We start from the raw sequence: 26,171 nt of genomic DNA, 5'->3' as shown, positions 1-26,171 counted from the left end.
CCGCAGGTGCGGCTCGCACCGCACGGCTAGCGCACCGCGCACGGCGGCGCAAGCGGTTTGCCCGATGACGCGGCGTGCGGTTGCCTGGACGCTCCGAGCACCGGCGACCCGGCCGGCGCGGAAGGAAGGAGTGGGCTGTGGACACGACCACCCTGATCTGGATCATCGTCGGCATCGCGATCCTGCTCGTGATCGTCGTCGTCGCCCTGGTGCTGACGGCACGGGCGCGTCGTACTCGGCGCATGGAGCACCAGCACGAACGCGCGGAGAAGATGCGCGCGAGCGCCCGAGAGACCGAGCTGCAGGCCCGTGAGCACGAGGCCGAAGCCGCGCGTGCGCGGGCGGATGCCGCAGCCGCGGCGGCCGCCGCGGAAGCGGCGAAGGCACGCGCCGCCGAGGCGTCCATCGACGCCGAACGGCGCGCGGGTACCATCGATGAGCACCGCGACGAAGCCGAGAGCCTTCGCCAGCAGCAGGCAGAGACGCTGCGCAAGGCCGACCGTGTCGACCCGTACGTCGATGACGACACCCGCACACGGGATGCCTCCGACGGGCGCGCGCCCGCCGCCGGGGTGTCCGCGGGTGACACGACCGCGACGGGCGCCCGCACCGGGGACATGCCCGACGACCGGGCGGGCGAGGGACGAGTCGCGGACAGCTCGATCGGTGACAGAGATGCCACCGCCCGTCGCGCCGACCGAGACGAGGTGGCCTCCGACGAGATCACCCGGCCCGCGGCCCCGCCCGAGCGCAACGACCGCACCTGAAGGCCCGCGTCGGCGCGCCCCCGATCGTCAGACGGCGGTCGGGAACGCGTCGCGCAGGGCGCGGCGGACCTCGAGGATGCCGGCGCGAGCCTGAGAGGACGTCCGCTGCGCTGTGAAGATCTCGCGCGCGGGTCGGTCGGGCAGATCCAGGAGTGAGACCGGCACCGGTGCGCCGGCCCACAGCAGGTCCGGCAGCACGGCGACGGCCTGGCCGGAGGCGACGAGGCGAGCGTGCGCCGACAGGTCGGCGAGCTCGTAGCGCACGTCAGGCTCGAAGCCGGCGGCGCGGCACTGCTGCACGGCCCACAGGCGCGCGGCGGTGCCGGCGGGCTCCATCACCCAGGCCCGATCGCGAAGATCGTGGAGGGAGCGCGCGGGATCGCCGGATGCCACGGCGAGTCTGATCGGGTCGGTTCCGAGCCTCTCCCGCTCCAGCCCCGCGACGTGCGCGCGGGTATGGCCGGGATACTGCTCGGCGATGACGAGGTCCACGCCGCGCGCCGCCAGCTCGAACAGGCCGCTTTCGGGCGGCATCTCGCGGATCTCGACGCGCAGGCCCGGGGCCCGTTCCGAGAGCAGGGCGAGCGCGGCGGGTACGACCGCCAGCGCAGCGGTCTGCATCACGGCCACCCGCACCGGGGTCAGCCCCTCGAACCCGGCGGCATGCAGCGACTCCAGCTCGCCCCGCGCCCGTTCGTCCAGCTCGAGCGCCCGCGCCGCGTGCGCCGCGAGGATCCGCCCATGATCGGTGAGCCGCACGCGCCGGCCGTCCGGCGCCAGCAGCGCGACACCGGCTTCCTTCTCCAGCAGAGCCAGCTGCTGCGAGATCGTCGACGGGCTGTACGAGAGGGCATCCGCCACTGCCGCGAGCGTGCCCCTGAGCGCCAGTTCGTGCAGCAGGCGCAGTCGGCGCAGTTCGAACACCGGCATCCCATCGATAGAACCGAACAATACGGATCATAGATCGTCGCTTTTCGTGAACGGAAGGATGCCGCACCCTGGACGTCATGCAGCACGTCGAACCCTCCGCGCACAATGAGGTGCAGGCTGGAAGCACGCGACCGAACGACAGGACACCGGGAGTGCGAATGGACACGGGATCCGGGCAGCGCCTGGCAGAGGAGACTCTGGCCCACGAGGCGGTGAGGCTGGCGCGGCGATGGGTCGGCGAGAGCGCACAGGCCGAGGTCGATCCCGCCGCCGAGCGCCTGGCCGGCGTGCTCAAGGACGCCAACGGCCTGCCCTTCACCATCGGGTTCGTCGACGGCGTCATGCGGCCGGAGAGTCTGTCGGCCGCGGCATCCCACCTCCACCGCGTCGCTCCTCTCGTGCCGGAGTTCCTCCCGTGGTACCTGCGGGGCGCTGTGCGGGTGGGAGGCGTCGTCGCGCCGGCGCTGCCCTCGCCCGTCGTGCCGATCGCGCGCCGGGTGCTGCGGGAGATGGTCGGGCACCTCGTCGTCGACGCGCGCCCGGAGAAGCTCGGCCCCGCCATCGAGAAGCTGCGCGCGACCGGAGCGCGGCTGAACCTCAATCTCCTCGGCGAAGCGGTGCTGGGGGAACAGGAGGCGCTGCGCCGGCTGGAAGGGATCCACGAGCTCATCCGCCGGCCCGATGTGGACTACGTCTCGGTCAAGGTGTCGGCGATCGCCAGCCACATCTCCATGTGGGCCTTCGACGAGACCGTCGACAAGGTCGTCGAGCGTCTGCTGCCGCTGTACCTCACGGCCGCCGGTGCGGCGAGTTCGACGTCCGGCCCCACATTCATCAACCTCGACATGGAGGAGTACCGCGACCTCGATCTCACGATCGCGGTGTTCACGAGGATCCTCGAAGACCCGCGGCTGCACGGTCTCGAGGCGGGCATCGTGCTGCAGGCCTACCTCCCCGACGCACTGCCCGCGCTGGAGAGGCTGACCGCGTGGGCGCAGCAGCGCGTGACCGCGGGAGGAGCGCGCATCAAGGTCCGACTGGTCAAGGGCGCCAACCTCGCGATGGAGCGAGTGGATGCCGTCATGCACGGCTGGACGCTCGCCACCTACGACGCGAAGGTCGACTCCGACGCCAACTACGTGCGCTGCCTGCGCTTCGCGCTGCGGCCGGAGAACAGCGCCGCCGTCCGCATCGGGGTGGCCGGCCACAACCTCTTCGACATCGCGTACGCGTGGCTGCTCGCGGGGCTTTCGCAGGTCAGAGACGACATCGAGTTCGAGATGCTGCTGGGCATGGCGCAGGGGCAGGTGGAGGCGGTCGCCCGCGAGGTCGGGCATGTGCTGCTGTACGTGCCGGTGGTGCGACCCGACGAGTTCGACGTCGCCATCAGCTATCTGGTCAGGCGCCTGGAGGAGAACGCCTCGAGCGACAACTTCCTCTCGGCGGCGTTCGACCTCGCCGACGACCCGACGATGTTCGACCGCGAGCGCGACCGCTTCCTCGCCTCGCTCGCCCGCGCGGACGACCCGGCGCTGCCGACAGGGCCTCGTCGCACCCAGGATCGCCCGAAGGAAGCCGCCGAGGCCCGGAGCGAGGACGCAGCGACGGGGGACGTCGACGTCGACTCGCCCACCCGCGCGCGCCTGCGCCGCGCCGCCGGGCCGGCCGACGAAGGAGGACTCACCCAGGCCGTCATCGGCATCGCCCGGTCGGCCGTGACCAGCGACACCGCCCCCGTCGAGCCGGCCGTTCCCGAGCAGGTGTTCGGTGCGGAGGCCTTCGTGGAGACGGCGGTGTTCGCTCCGCGGGAGTCCGGCGCCGCCGCCGCCGGCGCCCCCGGCTTCCACAACACCCCCGACAGCGATCCCGCGCTGCCGGCCAATCGCGCGTGGGCCCGCGACATCCTGTCCCGCATCGAGACCTCGCGTGCGGGGGACGACACGATCGCGGCCGCACGGGTCAGCGACGAGGAGGCCCTGCAGGCCGTCGTCGCGCGCGTGCGGGATGCCGCGGCAGCGTGGGGGTCGCTGCCCGCCGCCGACCGCGCCCGCGTGCTGATGTCGGCCGGCCGTGCGCTCGAGGCGCGCCGGGGCGAGCTCATCGAGGTGGCGGCGTCTGAGACCGGGAAGGTGTTCGCCGAGGCCGACGTCGAGGTGAGCGAGGCGGTGGACTTCGCCCATTACTACGCGGCGACGGCGCGCGAATTGGACCGCGTCAGCGGTGCGGTCTTCGAGCCGGCACGTCTCACCGTCGTCACGCCGCCCTGGAACTTCCCGATCGCGATCCCCGCCGGCGGGGTGCTGGCCGCTCTCGCCGCCGGGTCGGGCGTCGTCTTCAAGCCGGCGCCGCAGGCGCGGCGCTGCGCCGCCGTCGTCGCGGAGGCGCTGTGGCAGGCCGGCGTGCCGCGCGATGTGCTCGCCCTCGTCGACATCGACGAGGGCGGCCTCGGTCAGGCGCTCGTGTCGCACCCCGACGTGGACCGCGTGATCCTGACGGGGTCGTGGGAGACAGCGGCGCTCTTCCGCTCGTGGCGGCCGGACCTGCCGCTCCTGGCCGAGACCAGCGGCAAGAACGCCATGATCGTCATGCCGACCGCAGACCTCGATCTCGCGGCATCCGATCTCGTGAAGAGCGCGTTCGGGCACGCCGGCCAGAAGTGCTCGGCGGCGTCGCTCGCGATCCTGGTGGGGCCGGTCGGCCACTCGCAGCGCTTCGCCCGACAGCTCGTCGATGCCACGACCTCCCTCCGTGTGGGGGCCCCGTCCGACGCGCTCAGCGAGGTGGGTCCGGTCATCGAGGTCCCGCGCGGCAAGCTCGAGTGGGCGCTGACCACCCTCGAGGACGGCGAGCGGTGGCTCGTCGAGCCGCGTTCCGTCGACGCCGCGCCGGAGTACGCCGGGAGACTGTGGACGCCCGGCATCCGGACGGGTGTGCAGCCGGGTTCGCGATTCCATCAGGAGGAGTTCTTCGGGCCGGTTCTCGGGATCATGCACGCCACGTCGCTCGCCCACGCGATCGAGCTGCAGAACGCCGTCGCCTACGGCCTCACCGCCGGCCTGTACACCCAGAACCCCGATGACCTGGCGCAGTGGCTGGATCGGGTGCAGGCGGGCAATCTCTACGTCAACCGCGGGATCACCGGCGCCATCGTGCAGCGGCAGCCGTTCGGCGGGTGGAAGCGGTCGTCCGTGGGCGCCGGCGCCAAGGCGGGCGGACCCAACTACCTCGTCGGGCTGGGCCGCTGGCGCCCGACGACCGGCTCGCCCGGTTCCGCGTCGCTGCACCTGCGGGGGCTCGACACGAGGATCGCGGCGCTCATCGAGGCCGCGCAGCCCTCGCTCGACTACGACGCCTTCGAGTGGCTGCGTCGCGGCGCTCTCTCGGACGCGATCGCGTGGGACCGCGAGTTCGGGCGCGTGAAGGACGTGTCGGCGCTGCGGATCGAGCGCAACCTTTTCCGCTACCGGCCCATCGCCTCGGTGGCGCTGCGCGCGACGGCGGATGCCTCGTGGCAGGCGCTGCTGCGCGTGGTGATCGCCGGGCTCCGGGCCGGGTCGGGCCTCACCCTGAGCGCGCCCGTCGGCCTTCCGGGCGCCGTGCGTCGCGTGCTCGCCGACGAGGGTGTGGCCGTCTACGTCGAGACCGACGACGAGTGGCTGCAGCGGATCGCCGGACGGGAGGACCTCGTCGCGGCGGCCGCCGACGTCGATCCCGAGCCGCGGCCCTCGCGCGTGCGACTGGTCGGGCCGGCGGAGTCGGTTGCCGTTCTGCACCGGCGCGTGGCCGAGGCCGTCGCCGGCGACCCCGACCTCGCGATCTACGACAACGAGGTGACGACCGCCGGGCGCCTGGAGCTGCTGCCCTTCCTGCATGAGCAGTCGGTGACGATCACGGCGCACCGCTTCGGCAACCCCGATCCGTGGTCGGAGTCCGTCATCTGAGGGAGTCGTACGCCTGGGATGTAAAAGATTCTTGACAATGGCGGCCGATCGCCTCTAGCCTCGATGTCAAGAATTCTAGACATCGAGGTGATCCCATGGCGTATTCGGAGCGCAACATCTGGGCCCAGCTCATCGCGAGCATCGTCGGCACCGCCGTCTATCTGTCGATCGTCCTGCCCCAGCTCGACCGGCCGGTGGACGACATCGACTGGGCCTGGCCGATGGCGTGGACGATCATCGGGGCCATCGTGGCGTCGATCGTCATCAGCATCGTCTGGGGCATCCTGGCCGGGATGCGGGACCCGGATGAGGAGCACAGTGCGGACCAGCGCGACCGCGAGATCGGATGGTTCGGCGACCGCATCGGACAGGCGTTCAGCGTGATCGGGGGAGTGGCCGCCCTCATCCTCGCGATGGTCGAGGCTCACTGGTTCTGGATCGGCAACGTGCTGTTCCTCGGCTTCTTCCTGTCTGCTTCGCTCAGCGCCATCGCGCGCCTCATCGCCTACCGCCGGGGGTTCCAGTGATGGTGAAGCCGACCAGGGTCACGAACTCGATCCGCACCGTCCGCGAGGCCGCCGGCATGACGCAGGCGGAGCTCGCTCGCCGCGTCGGCGTCACTCGTCAGACCCTCATCGCCATCGAGCAGGGCAGATACTCGCCGACGCTCGAACTCGCGTTCCAGATCTCCCGCGCGTTCGGCGTCGGACTCGACGACCTCTTCGACTATCCGGAGGAATGACATGTCCGATACAACTGCGTCGGCTGTTCTGACCGACTCGATGCCCGCCTGGCGCCAGCATCGTTACGGAGAGGCCGACTCTGTCGCTCTCGAGACGGCGGGTGTCCCCGACCCGGGCAAGGGTGAAGTCCTGCTGAGATTGCGCGCGACCGGCCTGAACAGCGGCGACATCCGCGTGATGCGCGGTGAGCCGCGGCTCGTGCGCCTGGCATTCGGGCTGCGTCGTCCTCGGCAGCCCGTGCGCGGGATGGATGCTGTGGGCACCGTCGTGGCGGTGGGACCAGGAGTCACCGCGCTCGCGGTCGGCGATGAGGTGGTCGGGGAGCTTCCTGGCGGAGGCGGCCTGGCTCGGTATGCGCTGTCGCCGGTTGCACGGCTCGTGCCGCTGCCGCCGGCGCTTTCCCCCGAGGTCGCGGCGACTCTGCCCATCGCGGGCGGCACCGCGTGGCAGGCACTCGACCTCGCTGGAGTGACCGATGCCGCACGCGCGGCCGGCGCACCTCGCCGGCGCGTGCTCGTCATCGGGGCCTCGGGCGGCGTCGGCACCTTCGCGGTCCAGCTGGCCGCCTTGCGGGGCGCCGAGGTGTGGGCGCTGTGCGGTGAACGCAACCGCGGCATCGTGGCAGGCCTCGGCGCAGCGCGCACCTTCGACTACCGCACCGTGCAGCCGGGCTCGGCGGAGCTGCCCGATGACACGTTCGACGCCGTGATCGACATCGCCGGTACGGCTCCGCTGCGCGCTCTGCGGGCGCTCGTGCGAGACGGCGGGCGCGTCGCCCTCGTCTCGGGCGAGGGGGGTCGGTGGCTCGGTCCGGTCGGCCGCATCCTGGGTGCGAGCGTGCTCTCGATCGCCTCGAAGCGCGTCCTCCGCCCGATCGCGGCGAGCGCGAAGGCCGGCATCCTCGGACAGCTCGTCGCGCTCGCCGCGACAGGCAGCATCCGGCCGGTGATCGAGCGTCGTTACGATTTCGTCCAAGCCGGCGCCGCCCTCGCCCATGTCGCCGGCGGTCACGTGACGGGCAAGGTCGTGGTGATCGCGGAGTGAGGCACCGGCATTCCGCCATTCCCGGGCCTCATTCACCATCCGTGAGACAATGAATGCGGCGTGCCCGGTTGCCGGCTTCTTCAGCCCCGCCGGGCCTCTGGACAGCGTCCGCCGCAGTTCGCAAGGAGACAGATGTCCACCCACGACACCGCGCCCGCACCGACCACCGCGACAGCGCCCGCATCCGGCCGGATCCAGCAGCACCGGCGCTACCTCATGTGCCGGCCCGACTACTTCACGGTGAGCTACACGATCAACCCGTGGATGCAGCCGGCCAACCCCACCGACACCGCCCTCGCGGTGCGCCAGTGGCAGACCCTCTACGACACCTACCTCGCACTCGGGCACGAGGTGTACCTCATCGACCCGATCGAGGGCCTGCCCGACATGGTGTACACCGCCAACGGGGGCTTCATCATCGACGGCGTCGCCTACGGCGCGAAGTTCCGCTACCCGGAGCGGGTGCCCGAGGGGCCTGCGTTCATGGAGTGGTTCCGCCGCAACGGGTTCGAGGTGGCCGAGCCGGTCGAGGTCAACGAGGGCGAAGGCGACTTCCTCCTCGTCGGCGACACCATCCTCGCCGGCACCGGGTTCCGCTCGACGGGCGACAGCCATCGCGAGCTGGCCGACGTCTTCGGCAAGGAGGTCGTGAGCCTCAACCTCGTCGACCCGCGGTTCTACCACCTCGACACGGCCATCTCGGTCCTCGACCCCGTGGAGGGTCCCGGCGGGGTCGACAAGGCGAACATCGCCTACCTCGAGGGTGCGTTCGACGAGCGCAGCCAGGCCATCCTCGCCGAACGCTATCCGGACGCCATCAAGGTCGCCGACGCCGACGGTGCCGTCTTCGGCCTCAACTCGGCCAGCGACGGACTCAACGTGATCATCTCGCCGCGCGCCCAGGGATTCGAGGCGCAGCTGCGCGAGCGCGGCTATAACCCCGTGCTCGTCGACCTCTCCGAACTGCTGCTCGGCGGCGGCGGCATCAAGTGCTGCACCCTCGAGCTGCGGCGCTGACGGAGCGAACAGGAGCAGCCATGACCACCCCCGCCTCGGTCGACACCGCCATGATCCGGATCATCGCCGGCGAAGAGGAGCATGTCGCTCACAACTATCACCCGCTGCCCGTCGTGATCTCGCGCGGCGAGGGCGCATGGGTGACGGATGTCGAGGGCAAGCGCTACCTCGACCTGCTGTCGGCCTACTCGGCGCTGAACTTCGGCCACGGGCATCCCGCGCTGCTGGCCGCCGCCCAGGAACAGCTGAACCGGCTCACGCTGACCAGCCGGGCGTACCACAATGACCGGCTCGGCCCGTTCGCCGCGGCGCTGGCGGAGCTCTGCGGCAAGGAGCTGGTCCTGCCGATGAACACCGGCGCCGAAGCCGTCGAGACCGGCATCAAGGTGGCGCGTGCGTGGGGCTACCGCGTGAAGGGCATCGCTCCCGACGCCGCGGAGATCGTCGTCGCGCACGGCAACTTCCACGGTCGCACGACGACGATCGTCGGCTTCAGCGACGACCCCGACGCGCACGGCGACTTCGGTCCCTTCACGCCCGGCTTCGTGGCCGTTCCCTACGGCGATGCGGCAGCCCTGGAGGCGGCCATCACGCCGCAGACGGCAGCCGTGCTCCTGGAGCCGATACAGGGCGAGGCGGGCATCGTGCTGCCGCCCGAGGGCTACCTGCGGGCGGTCCGCGAGATCTGCTCGGCGCACAACGTCCTGCTGATCGCCGATGAGATCCAGTCGGGGCTCGGCCGCGTTGGCGAGACGTTCGCGTGCGACCGTGAAGGCGTCGTGCCGGACGTCTATCTGCTGGGCAAGGCGCTGGGCGGCGGCATCCTCCCGGTGTCGGCGGTCGTGGCCGATCGCGACGTGCTGGGCGTCATCCGTCCCGGCGAGCACGGCTCCACCTTCGGCGGCAACCCGCTCGCGGCAGCGGTCGGGCTGCGCGTGGTCGAGATGCTGCAGACCGGCGAGTTCCAGCGGCGCGCGAAGCTGCTCGGCGAGCACCTCGAGACCAAGCTCGAAGAGCTCGTCGGCCATGGTGTGACGGCGGTGCGGGCGGCGGGCCTCTGGGCAGGCGTCGACATCGACCCGGCGGTCGGCACCGGACGGCAGGTCGCCGAGCGACTCATCGCCCGCGGCGTGCTCGTCAAAGACACCCACGGCCAGACCATCCGCATCGCCCCGCCGCTGGTCGTGCGCGCGACCGAGTTGGACTGGGCGGTCGAGCAGCTGCGAGTCGTGCTGGCGGCGTGAGCCGCTGAGGTCAGCCCCGCGAGCGGGGCGCGTCGCAGCCGAGGCGAGTATCGGCTGAGCATGGGACAGGCAGTCCCGATAGGTTGGAGGGACCACCGCGCCCGCTACCGGGCCGACCCGACCGCGTAGGAGTCTCATGGAACTCGCCGCCCTCGGAGGCATCGGCCTCCTCGTCCTGCTCATCGGTGCGGCGGCGATCGTCCTGCTCGTCGTCGTTCTCGTGCTCATCCGCGCCTGGTACCGCGTGGCGAAGGCCGACGAGGCGCTCGTGATCGTCGGCAAGCGGCAGCGCGGTGCGGGCGGGGAGTCATCACGCATCACCGTGATCACCGGTGGCGGCGCGATCGTGAACCCCCTCACACAGCGGGCCGAGATGATCTCGCTGCGTGCGCGCCAGATCAAGATGGAGCCGACGGCGCAGTCGTCCAACGGCGTGACGGTCAACGTCAACGGCGTCGCACTGGTGAAGATCGGCTCGGATCCGGAGTCGGTGCGCCGCGCGGCGGAGCGCTTCGCGTCGCAGGACAAGGCGATCGAGCAGTTCACGACGGAGCAGCTCGAGGGTGCCCTGCGGGGGGTCGTGGCCACCCTCACGGTCGAAGAGCTCATGCGCGACCGCCAGCGCCTGTCCGACCAGATCGCGGAGGGCATCAAGAGCGACCTCTCCTCACAGGGACTCATCCTCGACTCCTTCCAGATCCAGGGGATCACCGACAGCAACGGGTACATCGCCGCCCTCGGCGCGACCGAGGTCGAGCGCGTCAAGCGCGACGCAGAGGTCGCCAAGATCAACGCGGACCGCGAGATCCGCGCCCGCCAGATCGCCACCGACGAGGCGAACCTCGTCGAGCAGACCGCGCTGGACAAGAACACGGCGGCCGCGAAGGCCGAGGTCGGCAGGGCGACCGCCGAGGCCGAGCAGGCCGAGGCGCTGGCCCGCGCCGAGCGCCAGCAGGCGGTGCTCGTGCAGGAGGCGGAGAACACGCAGGCGCGCCTGGAGTCGGAGGTCAGTCGCGTCGCCGACGCCAACCTCTACCAGCGCAAGCAGGATGCCGACGCCGAGGCGTACGCGCAGGTGAAGGCCGCCGAGGCCCGCGCGCAGATCGCCGCGCAGGAGGCCACGGCAGTCCGCCTGCGCGCCGAGGCCGAGGCGGAAGCAGTGCGCCTCGCGGGTGAAGCGCGCGCCGCCGCGATCAAGGCGGAGGCCCAGGCGCTCGCCGAGAACCAGCAGGCGCTGCTCGCGCAGCGTGCGCTGGAAGCACTGGTGCCGATGATGGCGGAGTTCGCGAAGGGCTACGACAAGGTGGGCTCGATCACCGTGCTCGGCGGCGACGGTGCCAGCGGTCACCTGGCCTCGGAGTCGGCGGCCGGCCTGCGCGCCACGTTCGACGCCGTGCGTGCCGCGACCGGCATCGACCTGCCGACCATCATCCAGGGTCGCATCGCCGGCGAGGCGTTCGCCGACGCCGCCTCTCGCACGCAGGGTGCACGCCGCTCCGAGAGCGTCCAGCCGAACGGCTCCGCCGCCTCCGCCCAGGAGGAGCAGCCGGCGGTCTGACGGCCGCCGTCAGACCGCGGATCAGAAGACGGTGAGGAATCGCTCGTGCCACCCCGTGGCGCCGTCGGGTGCGGGCGGGCGCCGCTGGTCGGTCTGGGTCTGTCCGTCCTTGCCGGTTGCGCGGCACCGGATGAGGTGGTCGCCGACCGTCGCGGTCCACGGCATGCTCCATTGCACCCAGGTGTCGTCAGAGATGGCACTGGCCAGCTGCGCCTGCTGCCACGGACCGTCGTCGACCTGCACCTCGACGCCGGCGATGCCGACACCCTGGTGCCACGCGACGCCGGCGATCACCGTGTCTCCGGCTCGGAGGCCCTGCGCCTTGCGGGGCACGTCGATGCGCGACTCGAGCTTGATCGGGCCGCGCTCGGACCACCCTCGCGTCGTCCAGTACGCCGTCGCCCGGTCGAACCGGGTCACCTCGAGCTCGGTGACCCACTTCGTCGCCGAGACGTAGCCGTACAGCCCGGGCACCACCATGCGCACCGGGAAGCCGTGCTCCAGCGGCAGCGGCGTGCCGTTCATGCCGACGGCGAGGATGGCGTTGCGCCCGTCGGTGAGCGCTTCCAGCGGAGTGGATGCCGTGAACCCGTCGACGGAGCGCGAGAGCACCATGTCGGCGTCGGCAAGGGGGCCGGCGCGATCAAGGAGCTCGCGGATCGGGTAGCCGAGCCACCGGGCGTTGCCGATGAGGGTGCCGCCGACCTCGTTCGACACGCAGGTCAGGGTGGTCCACGACTCTTCGAGCGGCAGTGCCAGCAGCTCGTCCCACGTCAGCTCGAACTCGTTCGCGACCATGCCGTGCACGCGCAGCCGCCAGTCGGCGGGATCGACGTCAGGCACGATGAGCGCCGTGTCGATGCGGTAGAAGCGGTCGTTCGGCGTCACGAGGTCGGCAAGACCCGCGATGTCGAACTCCGCACCCTGCGGGACGGGGGATGCCGCCACCACCGGCGCCGGCAGCTTCACGGCGCGGCGGACCGCCGCCACCGTGGCCGAGGTCGCGCCCCGCACGCCGACGACCGCCGCGAGGATCCCCGCTGCCGCCGCGGCGCCGGCCCAGGCGAAGAACGCCCGTCGGCTGGTCCGACTCGGCAGCTGCGGCTCCGGGCGCAGGGCTCCCGGATCGAGCGGCTCCGATGCGGCGGCCTGGACCGCGGCGCTCGTCCGCGCGAGGGGGCGCGCGGCGGCCGAGACGCCGGTCGAGGCCAGCAGCCGGACCAGGAGCCTGAGGGCGAGGGCGCCTGCGAGCCCGGCGACCACGGACGGGAGCCACGCGAGGCCCCCCGCGCCCGGCCGTGTCGTCGCCGCCACCGCTCCGACCAGTCCGAAGACGCCGACGACGATGGCGCCCCACGGAGGGAAGCGGGCCTCCAGCCAGCCGGCGAGGGCCGCGAGGATCACCGCGACGAGGCCGATGCCCACCAGGAGCGCCGCCTTGTCGGCCGTCCCGAACAGCGAGATCGCGGCATCCTTCGCCCACGGCGGAGCGAGGTCGATGAGGGTGGCGCCGATCACGGCGAAGGGGCTCGACGCCGCAGCGACGAGCATCGCGGTGAGCTCTCCGAGCCCCGCGCCGAACACGACGGCGGCCACTCCTGCCACGGCGGCGAGGGGTGCCGGGGTGCCGTGCTCTCGCTGCGGATCCGCCACGATGCAAGGGTACGTCCGCGGAAGGCGCCCCGGGCGTCTGGAGGGCCTCTGCACGAGGAGCCGGTGAGATGCGGCACCGCGCGCGCCGCGGCATCCCGCGAAACACTGCGGCAACATGCCCCGCATTAGGCTCGTCGCATGGGTGATCTGTTCGACGGCTACGGCTCGACGCTGACGCCCCGCAAGACGCCCTCGGGAGTCCCCGCGTTCGACGAGATGTTCGGCAGCCCTTCGCATCCCGGTGCGCCGGCCGAATCGCGTGAGGCGTACCGCGAGCTGTATCAGGCGCTGGCCCAGATGACCCAGGAGGAGCTGCGCGGCCGCACCGACTCGCTGGCCAGCTCCTACCTGGCGCAGGGCGTCACGTTCGACTTCGCCGGCGAGGAGCGGCCGTTCCCGCTGGATGCCGTGCCCCGCGTCATCACCTACGACGAGTGGTCGCGCATCGAGGCCGGCGTGAAGCAGCGCGTGCGGGCGCTGGAGGCCTTCCTCGACGACGCCTACGGACACCAGCACTGCGTGCGCGATGAGATCCTCCCTGCCGGGCTCATCGCCAGCTCGCAGTACTTCTATCGCCAGGCCGCCGGCATCCACTCCGCCAACGGCGTGCGCATCCAGGTGTCGGGCATCGATCTGATCCGCGACGAGCACGGCGAGATGCGCGTGCTCGAAGACAACGTGCGCGTGCCCTCCGGCGTCAGCTACGTGATCTCGAACCGTCGCGTCATGGCCCAGACGCTGCCCGAGCTGTTCGTCTCGATGCGGGTGCGGCCTGTCGGCGACTACCCGAACAAGCTGCTCGCGGCGCTGCGGGCCTCAGCGCCGGCGGGTATCGAGGACCCCAACGTGGTCGTGCTCACCCCGGGCGTCTACAACTCCGCCTACTTCGAGCACACGCTGCTCGCGCGCCTCATGGGCGTCGAGCTCGTCGAAGGTCGTGACCTGCTGTGCATCGGCGGCAAGGTGTTCATGCGCACCACCCGCGGACCCAAACGCGTCGACGTCATCTACCGCCGCGTCGACGACGACTTCCTCGACCCGCTGCAGTTCCGCGCCGACTCGATGCTCGGTGCGCCCGGGCTCATGCTCGCCGCGCGACTGGGCAACGTCACGATCGCCAACGCGGTGGGCAACGGCGTGGCCGACGACAAGCTGCTCTACACCTACGTCCCCGACCTCATCCGGTACTACCTGGCCGAGGAGCCGATCCTCAAGAACGTCGACACGTGGCGCCTGGAGGACCCCGCGGCACTGGAGGAGGTGCTCGATCGCCTCGATGAGCTGGTGGTCAAGCCCGTCGACGGCTCGGGAGGAAAGGGCCTGGTGGTGGGACCGGATGCCTCGCCCGCCGAGCTCGAGAAGCTCCGCCAGCGCCTGCTCGCCGACCCGCGCGGGTGGATCGCGCAGCCCGTCGTCATGCTGTCGACCATCCCGACTCTCGTCGAGGACGGGATGCGCCCGCGCCACGCCGACCTGCGACCTTTCGCCGTGAACGACGGCGAGGACATCTGGGTGCTGCCGGGCGGACTCACCCGGGTCGCGCTGCCCGAGGGACAGCTCGTGGTGAACTCCAGCCAGGGCGGCGGGTCCAAGGACACGTGGGTCGTCGGCGGCTCGGCGCCCTCTCACGTCGAGTACGGGCAGGGGCAGGGCGTGCCGGGCTTGGTGGCCGATCAGGCGGCCGCCGTCACGGCCGCCATCCCGATCGTGTACGAGGCGCAGAACGAGCCGACGCACTCCCCGCACGACCGTCCCCGCACACCCACCGAGCAGCAGGAGCAGCAGCAGCAGGCCGTGTCGGAGGGCGTTTCGTCTCGCTTCGCTCGCTCAACGACCGGGGGTCCAGGCGTTTCGTCTCGCTTCGCTCGCTCAACGACCGGGGGTCCAGGCGTTTCGTCTCGCTTCGCTCGCTCAACGACCGGGGGTCCGGTCGTTGAGCGAGGGAGCGCCAGCGACCGAGACGAAACGCCCCGAGCCGTCGAGGACACCCCGTGCTGAGTCGCATCGCGGAGAGTCTGTTCTGGATCGGGCGCTATGTGGAGCGGTCGGACGGGACGGCGCGCATCCTCGACGTGCACCTGCAGCTGCTGCTGGAGGACCCCTGGATCGACGAGGACACCGCCTGCCGGTCGCTGCTGAGCGTCATGGGGTCGCTGCCGCCCGAGAGCGTGGCGCAGGTCCGCCGCGAAGACGTGCTGTCGCGCCTGGCCGTGGACCGCATGAACCCGTCGAGCATCGCGTACGCCCTCACCGCGGCCCGCGAGAACGCGCGCCGGGCGCGGGAGATCGTGTCGACGGAGCTGTGGGAGATCCTCAACACCACCAGCGCACGGATGCCGCGACGCCTGCAGGCCGACCGCGTGCACGAGTTCTTCCAATGGGTCCGCGAACGCGCAGCGCTGGCCGTCGGCATCGTCGACTCCTCCACGAGCCGCGACGAGGCATGGCAGTTCTTCACGCTCGGACGCAGCATCGAGCGCACGGACATGACGGCACGGCTCCTGGCGACGCGGTCGCTGACCGAGGCATCCGGACCATCCTGGACGACGATCCTCCGCTCCTGCGGTGCCTACGAGGCGTACCTGCGGACCTACCGCGGCATGCCGAGCGCCCGCAACGCCGCCGAGTTCCTGCTGCTGGACCGGCTCTTCCCGCGGTCGATCATCTACTCGATCCAGCGCGCCGAGGAGTGCATGAGCGCGATCGACCCGCGCGCCGACCGGGTGGGGCATTCGAACACCGTGTTGCGCGCGCTCGGCCAGATCCGCAACGACCTCGAGTACCGGCCGATCTCCGAGATCCTCGGCGAGCTGCCGACGCACATGGACCGGGTGCAGCAGGTCACGCGCGAGGCATCCGAGGCGATCCGCAGCCGGTTCTTCCCGACGCAGGCCGAGCCGAGCTGGATCGGGGAGATCTCATGAAAAGGCTCCGCATCGAGCACCAGACGGGATTCCGCTACCAGGGCGACGTGACCGCGTCCTACAACGAGGCCCGCATGCTGCCGGGTTCGACCGACAGCCAGTTCGTGCTGAACTCGTCGCTGGACATCGAGCCGTCCACGTCCGTCAATCAGTACGTCGACTACTTCGGCACGCGCGTGGCGGCGTTCGACGTGCTGTCGCCGCACTCGTCGCTCACGATCACGGCGCGGTCGCTCGTAGAGGTGCGTCCGCGTCCGCTGGAGCACATCGATGTCACGTGGGAGGCCCTCGCGCGCGAGGCGAACCGCTCGATCGACACGGTCGAGCAGCTGTCGCAGACCCGCCGGACGCGCCCGCACGAAGAGGTCGCCGAGCTCGCCCGCACGATCGCCGCACAGCACGATCACCCCGGACGGGCCGCCCATGCCATCGCCGTCGCGATCGGCGACGGCATGGAGTACATGTCGGGAATCACCGGTGTGCACTCGACGGCGGCGGAGTCGTGGGAGGCGCGCAAGGGCGTCTGTCAGGACATCGCGCACATCACGCTCGGGGCGCTGCGGGAGGTCGGCATCCCGGCCCGGTACGTGTCGGGCTACCTGCACCCGCGGCCGTCAGCCGAGGTCGGGGAGGCGGTCACCGGCGAGTCGCACGCCTGGGTGGAGTGGTTCGCCGGCCAGTGGCAGGGCTTCGACCCCACGAACAACATCGAGATCGGCGACCGGCACGTGCTGGTCGGTCGCGGCCGCGACTACGGCGACGTGCCGCCGCTGCGCGGCGTCTACGCCGGCCCCTTCAAGAGCAGCCTGCACGTGAAGGTGACCATCACCCGCGAGGCGTAGCGGCGCTGCTCAGGCGGGCGGGTCGTTGGGGTCGAGGGTCTCGAGGGTGTCCTTCTCCACCGGGTTGTCGGCCTCCAGCTGCTCCTCGGTCGTCTCGTCGCCGCCGAGCGGCGCCTCCTCGTCGGGCGTGCTGTCCGTGTTCCGCTGTTCGTCCATGCCGACACGCTAGGCCCACGGGTCGGTGCCGTGCAGGGCCTTGACGCCGGCGCACCGACGACTGGATCGCCGTCCCGGTGGCTCGTCGTGCCGGACGAGGCGCACGCTCCGCCCGGGGTACGTTTGCCTGCGAGGCCGCAGCGCGGAGGAGAAGAATGACGGATGCCCCAGCCCGCCGCCATGCGACGATCGAGGACGTCGCACGGGTGGCCGGTGTCTCGCGCGCGGCGGTGTCGAAGGTGCTGCGCAACGCCTACGGCGTGAGCGACGCGATGCGCGAGCGCGTGACCGCCGCGATGACCGAGCTGAACTACCGCCCGCGGATCGCTGCTCGCGCGATGCGCGGACGCACCTACACGATCGGCATCGAGCTCCCCGACCTCACCAACCACTTCTTCGCGCGCATCGTGAAGGGCGCCACCGAGGCGCTCGACGGCACCCCCTATCAGCTCATCATCGCCCCTGCCGAGGCCGGCTCGCGGGAGGGGTGGCGCGCGCTCGAGGCCCTGCTGGACAGGCAGGTCGACGGGCTGATCGCGGTCTCGCCACGCGTGGACGACACGCGGCTCGAGAGCATCGCGACCTCGGTGCCGATGGTGATGTTCGGCCGCCACGACATCTCCGACCGGTACGACGTGGTCGCCGGAGACGACGCGGCAGGCGCCCGGGCGGCCATGCAGCACCTCTTCGGGGCCGGGCATACGCGCGTGGCCCATCTCACGCTGCACGAATCGGACGAGACCGAGCCGTTCCCGCACGGGGTACGGCTGCGCGAGTACCTGGCGGCGATGGCGGCGGCAGGACACGGCGACGACGCCCGCGTCTGGCGCACCGACGAAGGGGAGGCCGCAGCGTTCGAGGTCGTGCGGCGGGAGCTTCGGGCCGGGACGCCGGTGACGGCCGTCTTCGCCGCGCACGACGAGCTCGCCTTCGGCGCTCTGCGCGCCGCAGCGCAGGCGGGGGTCCCGCTGGCCGTGATCGGGTACGACGACGTCACCATGGCCTCGCACCCGGCCCTCGGGCTCACGACCGTGCACCAGCCGGGTGAGGCGATGGGCGCGCGCGCCGTGCGGATGCTGCTGGAGCGGTTCGAGGGCCGCGCCGAGCCCGCGCGCGAGACGTTCGAAGCCCGGCTGGTCGTACGCACGTCGACCGCGCCGCCGCGCGTGTGACCGTGACGAGCGGCGGCCTCAGACCGCCGAGACGACCGCGTTGTCGAGCTCGTCGACGTCGACGCCAGGACGCTCCGCCTGGTTCGTGAGGAGCACGTAGGCGATGCCGGCGCTCGGGTGGACCCAGAACTCGGTGCCCGCCCAGCCGCCGTGACCGTACACGTCGCGGTCGATGAGACCCGGGGCGCGCGTGCGGAGGTTCCAGGTGAAGCCCCAGTCCTGCCCGCGTTCGGCCCGATAGGGCTCCAGCCGGGGGATGTAGCCGGTGAGGGGACGCAGCATCATCGCCAGCGTCGCCGGCTGCACGATGCCGCCGGCTTGGCCGCTCCCGATCCGCAGCAGCGCCGCGCCGAGGGCGAGCAGGTCGTGCGCGGTGCCGATGAACCCCGCGCCGGGATTGCGGTGCCGCGCGAACCTCCGCATGTCCAGTCCAAGTCGCTCGGCGTCGATGACGGTGTGCGGGTCGACGGAGGGATCGAGCGTGAGCCCGTGAGCGTCGATGGCGGCCGCCCACGCCGTGATGTCGGCATCCCACTCCCATCCCGCACGGTCCCGCACGAGCTCCGCGATGCCGTCGAACGCGATGGTCGAGTACCGCGACACCGTGCCGGCGACGAAGTCGCGTCCCGGCGCCAGGAGGGCCGCCCGCAACTCCTCCGGCGGATCCATCGTCGGCTCGGGGATGCCGGAGGTGTGGCTCACGAGATGCCGCAGCCGCACGACGTCGTCGCGGTCGGCGCCGAACTCGGGGATCGCCTCGGCCAGCGGTGTCTCGGGCGTCAGGAACCCACGCTCGACCGCGCGGGCGGCTGTGAGCCCGGTGAGCACCTTGGTGATGGAGAACAGCCAGTACGGATCGTCGATGCGCGCCGGGCGCCCCTCGGTCGCGCCGAAGGCGTCGAGGGCGACCACACCGTCGGCCGTGGCGAGGCCGAGGACGGCCGTGGGCAGGCGCCCGCTCTCCACCTGGCGCCGGGCCCAGTCGAAGGCCGCTCCGTATTCGCCCATGCCTCGCTCCTCGCGGATGATGTCGCGTCGTCGCGCCTACGAGGCGCGCTCGCTCGGCAGGCTGAGGTCCTGCCGCGGGTCGTAGCGTGCCGGTGAGACGGATGCCGCCACGGCGCGCCGCAGGTCTTCCAGGGACGCGTCCGCGCCGAACCAGCCGTGGGCCCGTGCCTGCACCAGCACGTTGCCGAGGGCAGTGGCCTCCACCGGCCCTGCCAGCACCGGCAGAGCGGAGCGGTCGGCTGTCGCCTGACACAGCAGGCGGTTCAGCGCCCCACCGCCCACCATGTGGATCACGTCGACGTCGCGCCCCGTGAGCCGGCCGGCGGTGGCCACGGCGTCGGCGAACGCCTGCGCGATGCTCTCGACGATGCTGCGGGCGAAGGCCTCGCGCGTCGCCGGCACTGCGGCGCCGGCCTCCGCGAGCACCGCGCCGATACGAGCGGGCATGTCGCCAGGCGCCGACAGGCGCGGGTCGTTCGCATCGAACAGCGGGATGTCGCCGGTGACCTGGGCGGCGGCATCCAGCAATCCGGGGAGGTCGATGTCCGCACCGTCTTCCTCTTCCCACGTGCGCACCGTCTCGCTCAACAGCCACAGTCCGGTCACGTTGTGGAGGAATCGGATCCGGCCGTCCACACCGCCTTCGTTGGTGAAGTTGGCCTCGCGCGCGGCGTCCGTGAGCACCGGCTCGTCGAGCTCGACGCCGACCAGGCCCCACGTGCCGCATGAGATGTAGGCCGCATCGGCGGTGCTCAGCGGCACCGCGACGACCGCGGACGCCGTGTCGTGCGAACCGACGGCGATCACCTCGAGCGGCCGGCCGATGCGCTCGCGCGCCTCACCGTGCAGCGTGCCGATCCGCGTCCCCGGATCCACGAGCCGCGGAAGGACGGATGCCGGAAGGCCCAGGCGAGTGGCGAGCTCCCGGTCCCATTCGCCCGTGCGCACGTCGAGCAGCCCGGTGGTGGACGCGTTGGTGCGCTCGGCGACGTGGGCACCGGTGAGCAGGAAGGCGACGAGGTCGGGGATGAGCAGTGAGACCTCGGCGTCGGCGAGCGCGGGCTCGACGGCGTACTGGTAGAGCGTGTTGAACGGCAGGAACTGCAGGCCGTTGCGGCGGTACAGCTCGTCGAACCCCGCCACCGCGTGCACGCACTCCACGCCCCGAGCGGTGCGCTCGTCGCGGTAGTGGAACGGCTCGCCCAGCAGCTCCTCCCCGTGGACGAGGCCGTAGTCGACCGCCCACGAGTCGATGCCGATGCTCGCGATGGCCGGCTCTCGGCGGAACGCCTCGGCAAGGCCGTCCACGATGTGCCGGGAGAGCGTCGTGAAATCCCAGTGCAGGCCGTCGGGCCGGGGCACCGGACCGTTCGGGAACCGCGCGACCTGCTCGAGGCGCAGCATCCCGTCCGCCACATAGCCGAGCATGACGCGGCCGCTCGTCGCCCCGAGGTCGACGGCCGCGACCACGCCGCCGGTCATCGGGAGACTCCGGGCGTTTCGTCTCGCGAAGACCCGCGCTGAGCGAGGGCCAGCGAGCCGAAGCGTCGCTCAACGACCGGCCCAGGGACCCGGTCGTTGAGCGAGGGAGCGCCAGCGACCGAGACGAAACGCCTCAGACCCGGGGCCGTCATCGCAGGAAGGCGGCGGCGACGCCGGAGTCGACGGGGATGTGCAGGCCCGTGGTGCGACTGAGCTCGGGGCCGGTGAGGACGAAGACCGCATCGGCGACGTTCTCGGGCACGACCTCGCGCTTGAGGATCGTGCGGTTCGCGTAGAACTGGCCGAGGTCCTCTTCCTTGACGCCGTAGGTGGCGGCGCGATTGGCCCCCCAGCCGGAGGCGAAGATTCCGGAGCCCCGCACCACGCCGTCGGGGTTGATGCCGTTGACGCGGATGCCGTGCTCACCGAGCTCAACCGCGAGCAGCCGCACCTGGTGGGCCTGGTCGGCCTTGGTCGCCGAGTACGCGATGTTGTTGGGCCCGGCGAAGACCGAGTTCTTCGACGAGATGTAAATGACGTCGCCGCCGAGCTGCTGCTCGATGAGGATCTTCGCGGCCGCCTTCGACACCAGGAACGAGCCCTTGGCCATCACGTCGTGCTGCAGGTCCCAGTCCTTCTCGGTGGTCTCCAGCAGCGGCTTCGACAGCGACAGTCCGGCGTTGTTGACGACCAGGTCGACGCCGCCGAACGCCAGCACGGCCTGGTCCAGCGCGTCCTGCACCGCCCCGGCGTCGGCGACGTTCGCGGCGACGCCGATCGCGACATCCGCGTCGCCGAGCTCGGCGGCGGCGGCCTGCGCCTTCTCGAGGTCGAGGTCGGCGACGACGACGCACGCGCCCTCCGCGGCGAGGCGGGTCGCGATGGCCTTGCCGATGCCGGATGCCGCGCCCGTGACGAAAGCGATCCGGCCCTGGTGCGTCTTGGGCTTCGGCAGGCGCTGGAGCTTGGCCTCTTCGAGCGCCCAGTACTCGATGCGGAACTTCTCCGCGTCGGAGATGGGGGAGTAGGTCGACAGCGCCTCCGCGCCGCGCATGACGTTGATGGCGTTGACGTAGAACTCGCCGGCGACACGCGCGGTCTGCTTGTTGGTGCCGTACGAGAACATGCCGACTCCCGGCACGAGCACGATGAGCGGGTCGGCGCCGCGGATCGCGGGGGACTCGGCGGTGGCGTGCGCGTCGTAGTACGCCTGGTAATCGGCGCGGTACTCCTGGTGCAGCTCGTGCAGGCGCGCGATGGTCTCCTCGACCGACGCCGAGGCCGGCAGGTCGAGGATGAGGGGCTTCACCTTCGTGCGCAGGAAGTGGTCGGGGCAGCTGGTGCCGAGAGCCGCGAGTGCCGGCGCCTTCTCGGATGCCAGGAACTCGAGCACCACGTCGCTGTCGGTGAAGTGGCCCACCATCGGCTTGTCGGTCGAGGCGAGGCCGCGGATGGTCGGTGCGAGCGCTGCCGCCTTCGCACGTCGCTCGGCGTCGGGAAGCTTCTCGAAACCGGGGCGCACGCCGCCGAACGGGTCGGCCTTGCCGTGCTCATCGATGTAGGCCTGGGCGGTCTCGATGATCCACAGCGAATTCTGCTCGGCCTGGTCGGAGGTGTCGCCCCAGGCCGTGATGCCGTGGCCACCGAGGATCGTCCCGATCGCCTGCGGGTTCCGCGCCTTGATGGCCGCGATGTCCAGGCCCAGCTGGAACCCCGGACGACGCCACGGCACCCACACCACCTTGTCGCCGAAGATCTTGTGGGTCAGCTCCTCGCCGTCGGCGGCGGTCGCGATCGCGATCCCCGAGTCGGGATGCAGGTGATCCACATGCGCGGCGTCCACGAGGCCATGCATCGCGGTGTCGATCGACGGAGCGGCCCCGCCCTTGCCGTGCAGGCAGTAGTCGAAGGCGGCGACCATCTCGTCCTCGCGCTCCACGCCGGGATAGACGTCCACGAGCGCGCGCATGCGGTCCAGTCGCAGCACCGCCAGCCCCGACTCCTTCAGCGTGCCGAGGTCGCCGCCGGAGCCCTTCACCCACAGCAGCTCGACGGGCTCGCCGGTGACCGGGTCGGTCGCGGTGCCCTTGGCCGACGTGTTGCCGCCGGCGTAGTTGGTGTTCTTCGGGTCGGCGCCGAGGCGGTTCGACCGCGTGATCAGTTGCTGGACGGTCTCGTTCGTCATCGTGTGTCCTTCATTGCGGCAGGGGTTCGGAGGGCGGCGAGACGTGTCGCGAGCTTTTCGAGCGTGGCGGATGCCGCGGGCTCCTGGGGGCGGTTGAGGTGCCCGTGCTCGGTGCCAGGCTCGGTCACGACCTCGACGGGACGGCCGGCGGCGCGCAGCGATGCCGCGAACGCCTCGCCCGACACGCGCAGCTGGTCGACCTCGCTGTTGACGATGAGCGTCGGCGGGAACTGCGCCAGGTCGACCGGCCGCGCGGTGCCGGGCACGGCGCCGAGCGGTGCGCGGTCGACAGGGCCACCCAGGTAGTTCTCGTACATGCCGAGGATCGCGTCCGGCCCGAAGCGGTCGGCGTCGGGATTCGCGTCGAGCGCGGCCCGCAAGTCGGGCCCCGGCGCCGGCTGAACGGCCAGGAGGGTCGGGTAGGCCAGGAGCACCAGGGCCGGGAGCGGGGTCGCACGTCGCTCGATCAGGCGCAAGGTGGCGCCGGCGGCCAGATTCCCGCCGGCGCTGGTTCCGCCGATCGCGAGGCGTTCCACATCGATCCTCAGGCGGGCGGCGTTCTCGGCCGTCCACGACCAGGCTGCGAGCATGTCATCGGATGCCGCGGGGTAGTGGTGCCCCCCGCGTGCCGGGCGAGCGGCATCCGCCCATTCCGCTGGAATCGGAGCCAGACGGTAGTCGACCGAGATCACGGTGGTGCCGCGTGCGGCCAGGCGCGCAGCGACCCAGTCGGACTCGGGCATGTCGAGGTCGCCGAACGCGAACGCGCCACCATGCGCCCACACCAGTCCGGTGCCGTCGGGCTCCCGTGCGGGGTAGACGCGCACGAGTCCGCCGGCGGCGGAGTAGGGCTCGCTCATCTGAATCCTTCTGGGTGCCGGACAGGCCGGGTTCGGTGTGCACCGGGCGGGGATCGGCATCCCACGCCCCGGTGGGTCTTGGGGGCGTCAGCGGCCGGGGTGCGGCATCCGCGGCAGGCGACTAGGCGCCCCAGCCTGCCTGGGTGCCCCCGACGCGATCCGCGGCGATCTTCTGCTGGTAGCCCGAGGCGGCGTAGGCGGCCATCGGGTCGCCGGCGAGGCCCCGCGACTCGCGCCATTCGGCCAGCGCCGGTCGCACGTCGCTGTAGAAGGCATCCATGAAGACGGCGTTGGCCGTGAGCACGTCGTCGGCCTCCTGGGCGGCCGCGAGCGCGTCGCGATCCACGAGGAGGGCGCGCGCCGTCATCTCCTGCACGTTCAGCACCGACCGGATCTGGCCCGGGATCTTGTCCTCGATGTTGTGGCACTGGTCGAGCATGAACGCCACGTCCGGGTTGTTCAATCCCCCGCCGCGCACGACCTCGAAGATGATGCGGAACAGCTGGAACGGGTCGGCCGCACCGACGATGAGGTCGTCGTCGGCGTAGAAGCGGGAGTTGAAGTCGAACGAGCCGAGCTTTCCCAGGCGCAGCAGCTGCATGACGATGAACTCGATGTTCGTGCCCGGCGCGTGGTGACCGGTGTCGAGGCACACCACCGCCCGGTCGCCGAGGGCCGCGACCTGGGCGTACGAAGTGCCCCAGTCCGGAACATCGGTGTGGTAGAACGCCGGCTCGAAGAACTTGTACTCGAGCACCAGGCGCTGCTCGCCGGAGAGGCGATCGTAGATCTGCTGGAGCGAGTCGTGCAGCCGGTCCTGGCGGGCGCGCATGTCGGCCTGGCCCGGGTAGTTCGAGCCCTCCGCGAGCCAGATCTTCAAGTCGCGCGAGCCGGTCTCGTTCATGATGTCGATGCACTCGAAGTGGTGATCGATGGCCTTCTGGCGGATCCGGTCGTCGTGGTGGGTGAGCGCCCCGAACTTGTAATCCTCGTCCTGGAAGGTGTTCGAGTTGATCGTGCCGAGCTTCACGCCCAGCTCCTCGGCGTGCCGTCGCAGGTCGGCGTAGTCGTCGACCTTGTCCCACGGGATGTGCAGGGCGACGCTCGGCGCGAGCCTCGTGTACGCGTTGACCTGCGCGGCATCCGCGATCTTCTCGTACGGGTCGCGAGGCGTGCCGGCGGTCGTGAACACCCGGAAGCGCGTGCCGGAGTTGCCGAACGCCCAGCTGGGCAGCTCGATGCCCTGGCCTTCGAGGGTGGAGAGGATGTCGGGTGACAGCGTCGTCATGATGCGTTGCCTTCTTGATGAGCGGGGTCGGTCGGGGAGGTGCGCTCGGAGGCCGCGCCCCGTGCGGCGGCGAGCTGGTCGTGGAGGTTGAAGATCTCGGTCAAGGGCGTCGCGACCTGATCCGGACGACCGTCGAGCCCGACGAAGAACCCGGCCATCTCGGCCTCCCAGCGGGCGGCGATCTCGGATGCCGCGAGGTAGGCCTGCGCGGCTGCGTCGTCGTCGGTCTCGTAGTAGCCGATGAGCCGGCCGCCCTCGGCGAGGAACAGCGAGTAGTTGCGGCGGCCCGCCGCTTCGATCTCCGCCAGCATCTCGGGCCAGACGGGGCTGTGCCGCGCGATGTACTCGTCGAGCAGCTCGGGCCGCACCTGCAGCTGGAAGCAGACCCGCGTGGGTGCCGTCTCGGCGGTCATGGCGCGCTCCTTCGCGTGTCTCGGCGGCGCCGAATCGGAGCCAGGTTTATGAATCGTTTCAACGATAGGCCGCATTGCGCATTCGCGCAAGTGGGAAAGCGATTGCCCGTGCAGTGCCGATAACGTGGGGCCCGACCCGATGCGAAGGAGCACGCGTGGAACAGCAGGAAAGGGCGCTGAACGCCTACGTCGACTCCGTGAAGGATCAGCCCGGCGCACTGGCGGTCGTGGCGATCGGCTCCGTCGCGCAGGGCCGGGAACGCGCGGACTCGGATGTCGACGTGTATCTCGTCGTCGACGAGGAGCGCTTCGCCGCCGAGACGGCGGCGGGGCGCTTCGCGTGGATCGAGCGTTACGGCGTGGACTACCCCGGCTCGTACATCGACATCAAGCTCGCGAGTCCCTCGTACCTCGAGACCGCGGCCGAGCGCGCCGACGACCCGACGCGTGCGTCTTTCCAGGGGGCGCGCATCGCGTGGAGCGTGCTTCCCGGGTTGGAAGCCACGCTCGAGCGGATCACGAACCTCCCCGACGGCGTGTGGGAGGAGCGCGTGCGCTCCCATCTCTCGCAGGCGCGGCTGTACGGCGGCTACTTCCTGCGGCAGGCCGTCGAGCGGGGCGACGAGTTCCTGCGCCGTCACGCCGGGCTCCACCTGACGCTCGCCGCGGCACGGGCGGCGCTCGCGGCGTCGCACGTCATGATGCCGGGGCCGAAGTACATCTCCGGACTGGTGCGCACCGTCCCCACGCCCGAGGGCTTCCTCGACGCCTGGGACCGGGCCGTCGCCGAGCCCGACCTCGAGACCGGCGACGCGCTGCTCGAGCTCCTGTTCGAGTGGCTCGGCGCCGGCCTCACTCAGGAGAACACGCTGTCGGTCTTCATCCGCGACAACGAGCTGGCGTGGCTCCGCGGGACGATCCCCGCGGAGTTCTGGTGAGCACAC

General features: G+C 71.3%; 22 protein-coding genes. 13 read left to right on the top strand and 9 right to left on the bottom strand.

Annotated features, from left to right (window positions below; all coding sequences use genetic code 11):
- Window positions 1–137: 137 nt before the first annotated feature.
- Window positions 138–767, top strand: a complete 630-nt coding sequence (locus C9992_RS08835) for a hypothetical protein (RefSeq protein ID WP_106815185.1) — start codon at window positions 138–140, stop codon at window positions 765–767.
- Window positions 768–794: 27 nt separating this feature from the next.
- Here the strand turns inward: C9992_RS08835 and C9992_RS08830 are convergent, their stop codons facing one another.
- Window positions 795–1,691 (bottom strand): LysR substrate-binding domain-containing protein, encoded by an 897-nt coding sequence (locus C9992_RS08830; protein ID WP_106815345.1) that lies wholly within the window; start codon window positions 1,689–1,691, stop codon window positions 795–797.
- Between the two features lie 164 nt (window positions 1,692–1,855).
- On the opposite strand from C9992_RS08830, the gene C9992_RS08825 reads away from it, so the two are divergent.
- The 7 genes from C9992_RS08825 to C9992_RS08795 all read left to right on the top strand — a co-directional run bounded on the left by C9992_RS08825 (window position 1,856) and on the right by C9992_RS08795 (window position 11,244).
- A complete protein-coding gene (locus tag C9992_RS08825) occupies window positions 1,856–5,638 on the top strand; it encodes a proline dehydrogenase family protein (RefSeq protein WP_106815344.1) in 3,783 nt (1,260 codons plus the stop codon).
- A gap of 95 nt (window positions 5,639–5,733) precedes the next feature.
- Window positions 5,734–6,165 (top strand): hypothetical protein, encoded by a 432-nt coding sequence (locus tag C9992_RS08820; RefSeq protein ID WP_106815184.1) that lies wholly within the window; start codon window positions 5,734–5,736, stop codon window positions 6,163–6,165.
- The gene (locus tag C9992_RS08815; protein ID WP_106815183.1) at window positions 6,165–6,380 is read left to right on the top strand and encodes a helix-turn-helix transcriptional regulator; all 216 of its coding nucleotides are present in this window, start codon (window positions 6,165–6,167) and stop codon (window positions 6,378–6,380) included. The genes C9992_RS08820 and C9992_RS08815 overlap by 1 nt, the downstream gene beginning before the upstream one ends.
- A 1-nt stretch (window position 6,381) precedes the next feature.
- Window positions 6,382–7,425 carry an NAD(P)-dependent alcohol dehydrogenase gene (locus C9992_RS08810; RefSeq protein WP_106815182.1) on the top strand — a complete coding sequence of 348 codons (1,044 nt, stop codon included), beginning with the start codon at window positions 6,382–6,384 and terminating at the stop codon, window positions 7,423–7,425.
- Window positions 7,426–7,557: 132 nt separating this feature from the next.
- Window positions 7,558–8,442: a dimethylargininase gene (ddaH, locus tag C9992_RS08805; RefSeq protein ID WP_106815181.1), complete on the top strand. Its 885-nt coding sequence runs from the start codon at window positions 7,558–7,560 to the stop codon at window positions 8,440–8,442.
- Between the two features lie 20 nt (window positions 8,443–8,462).
- Window positions 8,463–9,686, top strand: coding sequence for an ornithine--oxo-acid transaminase (gene rocD / locus C9992_RS08800; protein WP_106815180.1), 1,224 nt, complete (start codon window positions 8,463–8,465; stop codon window positions 9,684–9,686).
- A gap of 136 nt (window positions 9,687–9,822) precedes the next feature.
- Window positions 9,823–11,244, top strand: coding sequence for an SPFH domain-containing protein (locus C9992_RS08795; protein ID WP_106815179.1), 1,422 nt, complete (start codon window positions 9,823–9,825; stop codon window positions 11,242–11,244).
- Between the two features lie 21 nt (window positions 11,245–11,265).
- Here the strand turns inward: C9992_RS08795 and C9992_RS08790 are convergent, their stop codons facing one another.
- Entirely contained in the window at window positions 11,266–12,795 is a 1,530-nt protein-coding gene (locus C9992_RS08790; RefSeq protein WP_235008159.1) for a molybdopterin-dependent oxidoreductase, read from the bottom strand.
- A gap of 240 nt (window positions 12,796–13,035) precedes the next feature.
- Here C9992_RS08790 and C9992_RS08785 point away from each other — a divergent pair, with 240 nt between their 5' ends.
- From C9992_RS08785 to C9992_RS08775, 3 genes are read left to right on the top strand one after another with little or no spacing between them, the layout of a single operon-like run.
- Complete coding sequence (locus C9992_RS08785; protein ID WP_235008136.1) at window positions 13,036–14,895, top strand: circularly permuted type 2 ATP-grasp protein; 1,860 nt, start codon at window positions 13,036–13,038, stop codon at window positions 14,893–14,895.
- Window positions 14,889–15,821, top strand: a complete 933-nt coding sequence (locus C9992_RS08780) for an alpha-E domain-containing protein (protein WP_106815178.1) — start codon at window positions 14,889–14,891, stop codon at window positions 15,819–15,821. The genes C9992_RS08785 and C9992_RS08780 overlap by 7 nt, the downstream gene beginning before the upstream one ends.
- A complete protein-coding gene (locus tag C9992_RS08775) occupies window positions 15,818–16,663 on the top strand; it encodes a transglutaminase family protein (RefSeq protein ID WP_106815177.1) in 846 nt (281 codons plus the stop codon). The genes C9992_RS08780 and C9992_RS08775 overlap by 4 nt, the downstream gene beginning before the upstream one ends.
- 9 nt (window positions 16,664–16,672) lie before the next feature.
- Here C9992_RS08775 and C9992_RS18210 read toward each other — a convergent pair whose 3' ends face one another.
- Complete coding sequence (locus C9992_RS18210; RefSeq protein ID WP_200826269.1) at window positions 16,673–16,819, bottom strand: hypothetical protein; 147 nt, start codon at window positions 16,817–16,819, stop codon at window positions 16,673–16,675.
- A 155-nt stretch (window positions 16,820–16,974) separates the two neighbouring features.
- On the opposite strand from C9992_RS18210, the gene C9992_RS08770 reads away from it, so the two are divergent.
- Window positions 16,975–17,991: a LacI family DNA-binding transcriptional regulator gene (locus C9992_RS08770; RefSeq protein WP_106815176.1), complete on the top strand. Its 1,017-nt coding sequence runs from the start codon at window positions 16,975–16,977 to the stop codon at window positions 17,989–17,991.
- Between the two features lie 18 nt (window positions 17,992–18,009).
- Here the strand turns inward: C9992_RS08770 and C9992_RS08765 are convergent, their stop codons facing one another.
- From C9992_RS08765 to C9992_RS08740, 6 genes are all read right to left on the bottom strand, one after another.
- A complete protein-coding gene (locus C9992_RS08765; RefSeq protein WP_106815175.1) occupies window positions 18,010–18,999 on the bottom strand; it encodes a serine hydrolase domain-containing protein in 990 nt (329 codons plus the stop codon).
- A 36-nt stretch (window positions 19,000–19,035) separates the two neighbouring features.
- Window positions 19,036–20,481, bottom strand: coding sequence for a rhamnulokinase (locus C9992_RS08760; protein WP_106815174.1), 1,446 nt, complete (start codon window positions 20,479–20,481; stop codon window positions 19,036–19,038).
- A gap of 148 nt (window positions 20,482–20,629) precedes the next feature.
- Window positions 20,630–22,666: a bifunctional aldolase/short-chain dehydrogenase gene (locus tag C9992_RS08755; RefSeq protein WP_106815173.1), complete on the bottom strand. Its 2,037-nt coding sequence runs from the start codon at window positions 22,664–22,666 to the stop codon at window positions 20,630–20,632.
- Window positions 22,663–23,526: an alpha/beta hydrolase gene (locus C9992_RS08750; protein ID WP_106815172.1), complete on the bottom strand. Its 864-nt coding sequence runs from the start codon at window positions 23,524–23,526 to the stop codon at window positions 22,663–22,665. Before C9992_RS08750 ends, C9992_RS08755 begins: the two co-directional genes overlap by 4 nt.
- A gap of 121 nt (window positions 23,527–23,647) precedes the next feature.
- Complete coding sequence (rhaI, locus tag C9992_RS08745; RefSeq protein WP_106815171.1) at window positions 23,648–24,814, bottom strand: L-rhamnose isomerase; 1,167 nt, start codon at window positions 24,812–24,814, stop codon at window positions 23,648–23,650.
- The gene (locus C9992_RS08740) at window positions 24,811–25,227 is read right to left on the bottom strand and encodes an L-rhamnose mutarotase (protein ID WP_106815170.1); all 417 of its coding nucleotides are present in this window, start codon (window positions 25,225–25,227) and stop codon (window positions 24,811–24,813) included. Before C9992_RS08740 ends, rhaI begins: the two co-directional genes overlap by 4 nt.
- Window positions 25,228–25,382: 155 nt before the next feature.
- Between C9992_RS08740 and C9992_RS08735 the strand changes: the two genes are divergently transcribed.
- Window positions 25,383–26,165, top strand: coding sequence for a nucleotidyltransferase domain-containing protein (locus C9992_RS08735; RefSeq protein ID WP_106815169.1), 783 nt, complete (start codon window positions 25,383–25,385; stop codon window positions 26,163–26,165).
- The last annotated feature ends 6 nt before the right edge of the window (window positions 26,166–26,171 follow it).

Origin of the sequence: Microbacterium timonense, assembly GCF_900292075.1 — a bacterium.
In the GTDB taxonomy this organism is placed as follows: Bacteria; Actinomycetota; Actinomycetes; order Actinomycetales; family Microbacteriaceae; genus Microbacterium; species Microbacterium timonense.
This window is presented reverse-complemented; position numbering and strand designations above follow the sequence as displayed.